Annotated in this window: 10 protein-coding genes and 1 pseudogene; 2 read left to right on the top strand and 9 right to left on the bottom strand. The window is 64.3% G+C overall.

Features of this window, described 5'->3' with window-relative positions; all coding sequences use genetic code 11:
• The 4 genes and pseudogenes from GSQ79_RS23245 to dapD form a co-directional block, all read right to left on the bottom strand.
• A pseudogene (locus GSQ79_RS23245) lies at positions 1–616 on the bottom strand (hypothetical protein); the annotation flags it as partial.
• A 126-nt stretch (positions 617–742) separates the two neighbouring features.
• Positions 743–961 carry a hypothetical protein gene (locus GSQ79_RS23240; protein WP_158811155.1) on the bottom strand — a complete coding sequence of 73 codons (219 nt, stop codon included), beginning with the start codon at positions 959–961 and terminating at the stop codon, positions 743–745.
• A 34-nt stretch (positions 962–995) separates the two neighbouring features.
• Positions 996–1,475, bottom strand: coding sequence for a hypothetical protein (locus GSQ79_RS23235; RefSeq protein WP_158811154.1), 480 nt, complete (start codon positions 1,473–1,475; stop codon positions 996–998).
• Complete coding sequence (gene dapD, locus GSQ79_RS23230; protein WP_158811153.1) at positions 1,475–2,329, bottom strand: 2,3,4,5-tetrahydropyridine-2,6-dicarboxylate N-succinyltransferase; 855 nt, start codon at positions 2,327–2,329, stop codon at positions 1,475–1,477. Before dapD ends, GSQ79_RS23235 begins: the two co-directional genes overlap by 1 nt.
• Before the next feature lie 567 nt (positions 2,330–2,896).
• Between dapD and GSQ79_RS23225 the strand changes: the two genes are divergently transcribed.
• On the top strand, positions 2,897–3,661 hold the full coding sequence (locus tag GSQ79_RS23225) for a hypothetical protein (RefSeq protein WP_158811152.1): 765 nt from the start codon (positions 2,897–2,899) through the stop codon (positions 3,659–3,661).
• On the opposite strand, the gene GSQ79_RS23220 is transcribed toward GSQ79_RS23225, so the two are convergent.
• On the bottom strand, positions 3,662–4,381 hold the full coding sequence (locus GSQ79_RS23220) for a pyrimidine 5'-nucleotidase (RefSeq protein ID WP_158811151.1): 720 nt from the start codon (positions 4,379–4,381) through the stop codon (positions 3,662–3,664).
• 226 nt (positions 4,382–4,607) lie between these two features.
• Positions 4,608–5,498 (bottom strand): acetylglutamate kinase, encoded by an 891-nt coding sequence (gene argB / locus GSQ79_RS23215; protein WP_158811150.1) that lies wholly within the window; start codon positions 5,496–5,498, stop codon positions 4,608–4,610.
• Positions 5,499–5,555: 57 nt separating this feature from the next.
• Between argB and GSQ79_RS23210 the strand changes: the two genes are divergently transcribed.
• A complete protein-coding gene (locus GSQ79_RS23210) occupies positions 5,556–5,858 on the top strand; it encodes a type II toxin-antitoxin system ParD family antitoxin (RefSeq protein WP_368669968.1) in 303 nt (100 codons plus the stop codon).
• A 543-nt stretch (positions 5,859–6,401) separates the two neighbouring features.
• Here GSQ79_RS23210 and yihA read toward each other — a convergent pair.
• From yihA to rnpA, 3 genes are read right to left on the bottom strand one after another with little or no spacing between them, the layout of a single operon-like run.
• Positions 6,402–7,079 (bottom strand): ribosome biogenesis GTP-binding protein YihA/YsxC, encoded by a 678-nt coding sequence (gene yihA, locus GSQ79_RS23205; protein ID WP_158811148.1) that lies wholly within the window; start codon positions 7,077–7,079, stop codon positions 6,402–6,404.
• The gene (yidC, locus tag GSQ79_RS23200) at positions 7,076–8,905 is read right to left on the bottom strand and encodes a membrane protein insertase YidC (protein ID WP_158811147.1); all 1,830 of its coding nucleotides are present in this window, start codon (positions 8,903–8,905) and stop codon (positions 7,076–7,078) included. The genes yihA and yidC overlap by 4 nt, the downstream gene beginning before the upstream one ends.
• Positions 8,902–9,402 carry a ribonuclease P protein component gene (gene rnpA, locus GSQ79_RS23195; RefSeq protein ID WP_158811146.1) on the bottom strand — a complete coding sequence of 167 codons (501 nt, stop codon included), beginning with the start codon at positions 9,400–9,402 and terminating at the stop codon, positions 8,902–8,904. Before rnpA ends, yidC begins: the two co-directional genes overlap by 4 nt.
• Positions 9,403–9,411 lie beyond the last annotated feature (9 nt).

Genomic DNA, 9,411 nt, shown 5'->3' with positions numbered 1-9,411 from the left:
TGCCGCGTAACGTGATGAAGGCAATGGCCACGGCGATGCACCATTGGACGGCACCCGGCCCCGGCGAGGACAGGTTGTCGCCGACGAAAGTCCCCGTCATCGCCCTGCCGGCGCGAATGGCGAAAACGACCGTAGTGACGGAAAAAAGGCCGACCAGAATCCAGGCGGAGGCCAGGCGCTCCTGGCGGGCAATCCGAAGCCCTTCGCGCCAGATGATCGCGTCGCAGCTGGCGGCGACCAGCGAGAAGAAGACAACGCGCGACCGGAAATCACCCGCGTCATTCCAAAGGACGAGCGGCGGCAGCGTTCCGCAGGCGATAAGGCCGAGGACGACGCTCCATCGGGAGCGGCGACCGCCAAAGCTGCGGATGCCGAGTGCCAGAACGACGTAGCCCATCAAGGTCGAAATGTTGGCGATTTTGATGGACAGAATATCGGGGATCGTGCCGCGGCAGGCGATCCCAAGCGTGCCGATCCCGATCAGGACATTGCTCGCCCCCCACCACGCCTGCCATCGGTCGAAACGACCCGAGGCGAAGGCGAGGAGCTGGACGAGGCCGAGGATCAGGCAGGTCAGCGAGCCGGCAACATACATCGACCTCATGTCGAGGATCATGCAATGTCCTCCGTCGGCACCCGGCTGCGAACTGCGCTATAAAAAAGTAAACTATTTAATTGAATGTGCATAGTTTTTAGACAAGCCTCTCGAATCCCAGCGGATCCGTCTTGTTTGGCCGCCGCCTCAGCCGGCGGCGAGGGTGGTCGTCAATCCCCACCAGAGACCCGCTGCCAAGCCGAATAGAATGCCCGCCGGTAGGCACACCAGCATCTCGCGCATGCCGTAGGTGCCGTCGCTCCGCTGCGGTCCGGCCGACATCGCGGCGAGCGCGACGCCGAAGCCGACGGCCGCCCCGACGATCAGCCCGATGAGCGCCCCGACAACAACCCAGATGATGCGCATCGATGTTTCCCGCCGATAAGATGATCAAGGCAATCTAATGCAGCGTCGGTCGACCGTCGCGAAACCCGAGATCGACGATCATCCAAACGCCTACGGCCGCCAGCAGGATATCCACCCCGATGACGTACCAGATCGCGATGACGTCCGGCACCTGCGGCTGGATGAAGTGCAGCGAGCCAGACACCAGGGCGAGGAACGGCAGCAGGCCGGCAAGCGCCGTCGGCTCGCCGCGGTCGCGCAGCCGCTTGGCCGAGAGGAAGTAGAAGGAGATCGCCAGCAGCAGCACGAAGAATGAAAAGACGAGCAGGTAGACGAAGGCCAGAATCGTCATCGGCGCGAGGAAGGCCGATGTGGCGAGGTCGTGGTGCGCGTAGGGCGCGAGCAGCCGCCAGATCACGGTGGTGCCGACGAGCGCCGCCGCCATCCAGCCGGCGTGGCGGCGCCAGGTCGGGGCGTCGATGGCGCCGTCCTCGGCCTGGAAGAGAAAATGCGCCCGCTCGCGTCGCGTGCCCATCAGTCCCTCAGCAGTTCGTTGATCGCCGTCTTTTCGCGCGTCTTGGCGTCGACGGTCTTGACGATCACCGCGCAATAGAGCGACGGGCCTGGCGTGCCGTTGGGCAGCGGCTTGCCCGGCAGGTTGCCGGAGACGACCACGGAGTAGGGCGGGACGTAGCCGACGTGGACCTGGCCTGTCGCGCGGTCGATGATCTTGGTCGAGGCGGAAATGAACACGCCCATCGACACCACCGCGCCGCGGCCGACGACGACGCCCTCGACCACCTCGGAGCGCGCGCCGATAAAGCAGTCGTCCTCAATGATGGTGGGGTTGGCCTGCAACGGCTCCAGCACGCCGCCGATGCCGACGCCGCCGGAGAGATGCACGTTCTTGCCGATCTGCGCGCAGGAGCCGACGGTCGACCAGGTGTCGACCATGGTGCCGCTATCCACATAGGCGCCGAGGTTGACGAAGCTCGGCATCAGCACGACGCCCGGCGCGATATAGGCCGAGCGCCGCACGATGCAGCTCGGCACCGAGCGGAAGCCGGCCGCCGCATGCTCCGCCGCGCCCCAGCCGTCGAATTTTGACGGCACCTTGTCCCACCACGTCGACCCGCCGGGACCGCCGGAAATCGGCGCCATGTCGTTCAGTCGGAAGGAGAGCAGGACGGCCTTCTTGAGCCACTGGTTGACGTGCCAGGCCTCGGGACCGTCGCCGCCGAGCCGCTCCGCGACGCGCAGCGTGCCCGTGTCGAGCAGGCCCAGCGCCTCGTCGACGGCATCGCGGACCACGCCGGTGGTCGCGGCGGTGATGGCGGCGCGATCGCGAAACGCATCTTCGATCGTGGCGGCGAGGGCGGTGTACGGCATGGGGCGAAAAAATCCTGAACTTTTGAGCGCGCGAGGTTTGGTGGGTGCAAGCGTGGCTGTCAACGGGGACGAAGCGATCCTGCCCCTCGACGGGGGGAGCGGGACCGCCGAAGACGGTGGAGGGGGCCGCGAGGCCCTGTTGCAAAAATGCAAAAATCGCGGCGCGAACAACACCATTTTCGCGTCACGATGCGTCACGCGTCACGATCCTGGCCTTTCGCCTGTCGAGCGCACGAATTCAGCATGAGCGCAGCCCCGGCCCGAATCAAGACCCGGCGCCCGGTCCGATCTTCGCAATCCGACATGCAAGCGCCCGGCAGGACGGAGAGGGCGCCGTCATCGGTGAGCATGGTTGATCCCAAACAAGTGTCCAAGCCGAGCGCCCCTTCACCATGCGCCGCATACGCCCCTCTTCGGCTGTCGCGGATGAGGATATGCGCCGCCATCCCCGATGCTTTGCGCGTCGCGGTGCACAAGCCTCCGCCCGACGTTTACACCGGGTGCGATGCAAGGCTTAGATCGCCCGTCGAGGCCAAGCGGCCAAGGCCCGGCGCAATCGAGAATCCGATGTCCAAACCCCACATCGTCGTCGGCACGCCCTGTTTCGGCGGACTCGTCGGCCAGGCCTACACGCTGTCCCTGCTGGCGTTGTTGCGGGAGGCCAACAAAGGCGGCTTCGATCTCGATGTCGTACTCCTCGGCGGCGATGCCCTCATCACCAGGGCGCGAAGCACCGTGGTGGCGCGTTTTCTCGACACACCGGGCGCGACGCACCTGCTCTTCGTCGATGCCGACATCACCTTCGCCCCGACACAAGTGCTGCGGCTGCTCATCGCCGACAAGGATTTTTGCGCCGCCTTCTATCCGCTGAAGCAGATCGACTGGGGCGCGGTCCCGAGTCGCGTGGTGGGCGGCGAACCGCTGGAGGCGGCGGGCTTGTCCTATGTCGGGTCGCTCTGCGAGGCTCCCGAGCTGCGCGTCGAAAAAGGGTTTGCCACCGCGCGTTATGCCGGCACCGGCTTTCAACTGATCAAGCGCGGGGTGTTCGAGCGAATGGTCAAAGCCTATCCGGAGACGCATTTCACCAAGGTCGACACGCCGGCCGACCGGATGGTGGCGAGCGACAATCTCTATGCCCTCTTCGATCCCGTGATCGACAGTGAGACCGGCCGCTATCTCAGCGAGGATTACGCCTTCTGTCGGCGCTGGCGGGCGATCGGCGGCACCATCTGGCTCGATCTCAAGAGTCGGCTCGGCCATGCCGGGATGCAGACCTTCGCCGGCGACACCAGCGGCCGCCTCAAGACGCTGTTCGATTCCGGCGAGGCCTGATCAGACCGGCGCGATCGCCTGCAGAAACCCTTCGAGGTCGCTGGTCACGAAATCCACGTGCTCGGGCGTGATTTCGCTGACGATCTCGAAGGCCTCGCGGTCGTCCATCGCGCCGGGTTTTGGCACCACCAGGACGGTGGTCATGCCGAGCGCTTTCGGCACCAGCAGGTTGCGGGCGATGTCCTCGAACATCACGGCGCGGGTCGGATCGACGGCATGGCGGGCGAGGAAGCGATGGTAGGTTTCGGCCTCGGGCTTGGGCAGGAGATCGCCGGCCACGATGTCGAAGATATCCTCGAACAGGCCGTCGAGCCCGAGCGCGCTGGCGGTCGACAGCGCGTGATGGCGCGATCCGTTGGTCAGGATCAGCCGCCTCCCGGGCAGGGCGGCGATCGCCGCGGCGAGGACCGGGTTGGGCAGGATCGAGGTGCGGTCGATATCGTGCACGAAGCTGAGAAACGCATCCGGCTCGATCGCGTGATCGACCATCAGGCCGCGGAGCGTGGTGCCGTAGCGCTCATAATAGAATTTCTGCAGCTCGCGCGCGGAAATGCCGTCGAGCCCGTAGAGGTGGGCCAAAAACAGCGTGATCCGCGCATCGATCTTCGGCCAGAGGTCGGTGCCGGCGGGATAGAGCGTGTTGTCGAGATCGAACACCCAGGTTTCGATATGGGCGAAGGCGTGGCGTGTCACGGCTTTGGGGGCAAGGACGGCGGTCATCGCAACGGCACCAAGCCTGGTGTTGGCCCGCAAACCCGCCGTCTGCCTCCCCTCCCCCTTGTGGGGAGGGGTAGGGGTGGGGGTCCCGGTGTTCTTCGATCGACGATTTTTGGAAGTGCCAAAACTGCATCAGCAACGCAGATGGACGGACCCCCACCCCTGACCCCTCCCCGCAAGGGGGAGGGGGACCGGCCGCCTCGCAAACCGGTGGAAAGGCCCAAAATCATCACCGGGTGATCAGCGTGCCCGCGCCGAAGTCGGTGAGCAGTTCCACAAGCACGGCGTGAGGCTGCTTGCCGTCCAGGATGACGACGCCTTCCACCCCCTGTTCGATCGCATAGATGCATGTCTGCACCTTCGGGATCATCCCGCCGGTGATCGTGCCGTCGGCGATCAGCGCGTGGATGTCGGCGACGCTGAGCTGCTTGATGAGGTTCTTGTTCTTGTCGAGCACGCCCGGCACGTCGGTCAGAAACAGCAGGCGTTTGGCGCCGAGCGCGCCGGCGATGGCGCCGGCAAAGGTGTCGGCGTTGACGTTGTAGGTTTCGCCATCGACGCCGGCGGCGACGGGGGCGAGCACCGGGATCAGCTCGCGGCCGAGCACCTGGTTCAGCACCATCGTGTCGACATGGGCGGGCTCGCCGACGAAGCCGAGGTCGATGTCTTCGTCATGACCGGGTTCGCCGGAGTGGACCGCGCCGGCTTTCCGCGCGGTGACCATGTTGCCGTCCTTGCCGCAGAGGCCGATCGCCTTGCCGCCCTCGGCATTGATCATGCCGACGATCTGCTTGTTGATCGAGCCGGCCAGAACCATTTCGACGATTTCAACCGTCGCCTTGTCGGTGATGCGCAGGCCACCGGCAAAGCTCGACTTGATGCCGAGCTTGGCGAGCATCGCGCCGATCTGCGGGCCGCCGCCGTGGACCACCACAGGATTGATGCCGGACTGTTCGAGCAGCACCATGTCGCGGGCGAACTGGCGGGCCTTGTCCTCGTCGCCCATGGCATGGCCGCCATACTTTACGACGATGATCGCATCGTCGTAGCGCAGCATGTGCGGCAGCGCCTGGATGAGGATCGCGGCCTGCTCGTGCGGGTCGGAGGTCATGCCGCTCATCGAAAGTCCCGGTTGGTCACGTCGCAGGGCTTGTAGCGGGTGCAGGCAAGGGGTTCAATGCGGAAGGTTTGGGCGCAGGGTCGAACGATGACAGCCAGACAGCATCTCAGCATCACGCTTCCGAACGGCATGGCGGAAACGGTCGAAGCGAAGATCAGGTCGGGGGCCTACCAATCCGCGAGCGAGGTGATCGAAGATGGTTTGCTGGCGCTGCTGGACCGGGACGCAAGCGTCGAGCGGTGGCTGCGCAATGATGTCTTGGACGGCCATGCCGAATATTTGGCTGATCCCACTACGGGTGTGGCCGCCGACGAGGTGCTGGAGCGCATCAAGGCGGGACGAGCCACTAGCCGGAATTGATTTCAGGGAAGCGTTCTGATCCAAGTCTTGCCGCTGTTCGGCATCCTTTCGTCCTTTAGAAGCAAGCGGCGGAGGTCGTGATCGTGCAGCCTGTTTTTCGAACGTTTCGTGGCTTTGAGTGGTTTCTATGGCAATCCGTTGATGTCGGAGGGCTTGGGGTCTTATTCTTCTTTCTGCCGGCGATGCTTCTTTGATCTTATTGTACTACACTTACCCGGCCGGTGCGCTTTTCGACAGAAAGCGGTTCCTGTGGTTACTTCTGTTTCCAGCAGTGTGGATCTTTATAGGCCTTTGGGGCAGCTATTTCTGGCTCGATACCAGGACGCAGGTCGCACGAAACCCAACCTGGGTAGACTGGCCGCTCAAGTATGGAATTTACGTCTTTTTGGCGGGCGTTGCTGTAGCCGTACTCAGCATGAGACGCGGCCGAACCTTCACAATCTTATTCTCGGTGGGTAACTTCTACTTTGTGCTGGCTATGACATTCCTTGCAGGCATGGCGGTCCACGGGACATGGCTTTAGGAACGCTTGACCGCTTTATTTTAAGCCCCGCGTTGATGCAGCAAAAGCGCCACCGCCTCCCGCAGCTCCGGCACGCCTTCACCCGTCTCCGACGAGGTAAAGATCACCTCGGGAAAGGCGGCCACGCGCTTGCGTAGCTCGATCACCGTGTCTTCGATCCGCTTCGCGCGCTCGGAGACTTTCACTTCGTCCTTCTTGGTCAGCACGATCTGATAGGACATCGCGGCGCGATCCAGCGTGTCGAACATCTCGTAGTCGACCGGCTTCAGGCCGTGGCGTCCGTCGATCAGCACGAAGACGCGCGCCAGCGGCGCCCGCCCGCGCAAAAAGTCGTTCATCAGGCTGTTCCACGACGAGATCTTCGCCTTGGAGGCGCTGGCGAAGCCATAGCCCGGCATGTCCACCAACCGCAGCTTGCTCTCCTCGACGCTCGGGCCGAGCGCGAAGAAATTGAGCTGCTGGGTGCGGCCCGGCGTGTGCGACGTCCGCGCCAGGGTCTTGCGGTTGGTCAAGGCGTTGAGCAGCGAGGACTTGCCGACGTTGGAGCGTCCGGCGAAGGCGATCTCCGGCGGCCCGACCGGCGGCAGGGCGTCGGGCTTCGACGCCCCCCAGATGAACTCGCATTCGGCGGCGAACAGCTTGCGCCCGATCTCCGCGAAGTCGGGGGCTGCCGGCTCCGCGGCTGACAGTTCGGTCAAGTCGTCGCCTTCTTGCGGAACAGGCCGGTGATGTTGTCCCACAGCTCCAGCTTGGTGCCGGCGCGCTTCATGATGATCGACTGCTGGATCACGGTCAGCGTGTTGTTGACGGTCCAGTAGATCACCAGGCCCGACGGAAAGGTGCCGAGCATGAAGGTGAAGATGACCGGCATCCAGGCGAACATCGCCTTCTGCACGGGATCGGCCGGCTCGGGGTTCATCTTCATCTGAAGGAACATCGAGAAGCCCATGATCAGCGGCCAGATGCCGATCGCCAGGAAGTGCCCGATCAGCGGCAGCGCCGTCGGATTGTACGGCAGCAGGCCGAACAGGTTGAAGACGTTGGTCGGATCGGGCTGCGACAGATCGTGGATCCAGCCGAAGAACGGCGCCTGACGCATCTCGATGGTGACGAACAGCACCTTGTAGAGCGAGAAGAAGACCGGGATCTGGATCAGCATCGGCAGGCAGCCGGCGACGGGATTGATCTTTTCCCGCTTGTAGATCTGCATCATTTCCGACTGCTGCTTGGCCTTGTCGTCGGGATAGCGCTCCTTCAGGGCAGCCAGCTGCGGCTGGGCGTTCTTCATCTTCGCCATCGACGTGTAGGAGCGGTTGGCGAGCGGATAGAACACGGCCTTCACCAGGAAGGTGATGGCGATGATCGCAATGCCGAAATTGCCGACGATCTTGTAGATGCCGTCGAGCAGGAAGAACATCGGCTTGGTGATGAAGTAGAACCAGCCCCAGTCGATCAGCAGGTCGAATTTCTCGATGCCGAGGTTTTTCTTGTAGGCATCGAGCACTGCCGTGACCTTCGCGCCGGCGAACAGTCGCGACGCGGTGCCGGCGCTGCCGTTGGCCGGAATCGTCAGGGCCTCGCCGAGCGTGTCGGTCTGAAACACCTTCTGGTCGGTGCCGCGGGCGGAAAAGCTGCCGTCGAACGTCTGCTTCTGGTCGGGGACCAGCGCGGTCGCCCAATATTTGTCGGTGAAGCCGATCCAGCCACCGGCGCCCTTCAGGCTCTTCGTCGCCTTGGGCTCCTTCTCGATCGAGGCGTAGGTCAGCTCCTGCACGCCGGAATCGCCGATGACGCCGACATAGCCTTCGTGCAGCACGGAATAGCCCGAGGTCTTGGGCAGGCCCTGGCGCAGGATCAGCGCGTAAGGGTAAAGCGCGACGGGCGCCGCGGTCTTGTTGTCGATGGTGTCGCTGAGCGTCAGCATGTATTCGTCGTCGACGGCGATGGTGCGGTGGAACACCAGGCCCTGGCCGTTGTCGTAGGTCAGCGTGACCGGCGTCGACGGGGTCAGCGCGCCGCCGCTCGAGGTCCACAGCGTGTCGGCCGTCGGCAGCGCGATCTTGACGCCGGGCTGGGCGACGTAGCCGGACTCGGCATAATAAGGTGCCGGAGCGTTGGCGGGAGAGAGCAACTCGATGTTCGCGCTCGCGGGGTCAGGCGTCTCGCGATAATCCTTCAGCACGATGTCGTCGACGCGCGCGCCCTTCAGCGCGATGGAGCCGATCAGCTTCGGCGTCGCGATCGTCACGCGGGGGCTGTCGGCGAGCGCGTCCTTGCGGTCCTTGGTGGTCTGCGGCGTCTGCGGCGCGACGCCGCCCTGTGGGGGCGCGTTGACCGAGGGCTGCGGGATCGCACCCGGCGCGCCAGGCGTCGTGCCGTTCTTGGTGTCGGTCACCGCCGCGGTCTGCGCCTGCTGCGCCCGCATCTTCGCCATCTGCGGTCCGGCGTAGAAATAATTCCACGCGATGACGACGAGCACCGAGAGAGCGATCGCAAAATAATAATTTCTGTTGTCGGATTTCATCGGCCTGGCCTGGTCCTCTTCGACCCACCCGGCGGGAGCGCCTGGTTGAGCCGCTTCGATGCGTCGTGAGGGCGCGCCTCGGCGTGTACGCTTCGGATTGCGCGGGTAAGATCGGTCTGCAGTGTCGAAAAGGGCAAGCGGATCGCTTCGAGACGGGCGATTACCACATAGTCATGGCCGGACCGGACCGGAAGACCGTCGCTCAGTCGCAGCGCCTCGCGAAGCCGGCGTCGGGCGCGATTGCGGACGACGGACCCGCCGACCTTCTTGGTCACGGTAAAGCCGACGCGGGCGATCTGACTCTCGCCCTGGGCCTCGCTGTCCTCGACGGGACCGGCCTGGAGGCTGAACGCCTTGCCATGCCAGCGGCGACCCTTGGCCGCGCGCAGAAAATCGGCACGGCGTTTCAGCCGGCCGATCGCAACGTCTTGGTCTTGCCTGGACGGGTGAGCCGGCGACGTCCCGGAGGCTTCGCCGCTCGCGTCAGGGTCCCGCATCGCGCAACC

The organism is Beijerinckia sp. L45 (assembly GCF_009765775.1).
Taxonomy (GTDB): Bacteria; Pseudomonadota; Alphaproteobacteria; order Rhizobiales; family Beijerinckiaceae; genus RH-AL1.
The sequence above is the reverse complement of the archived record's forward strand: the minus strand, read 5'-3'. Positions and strand labels throughout refer to the sequence as shown.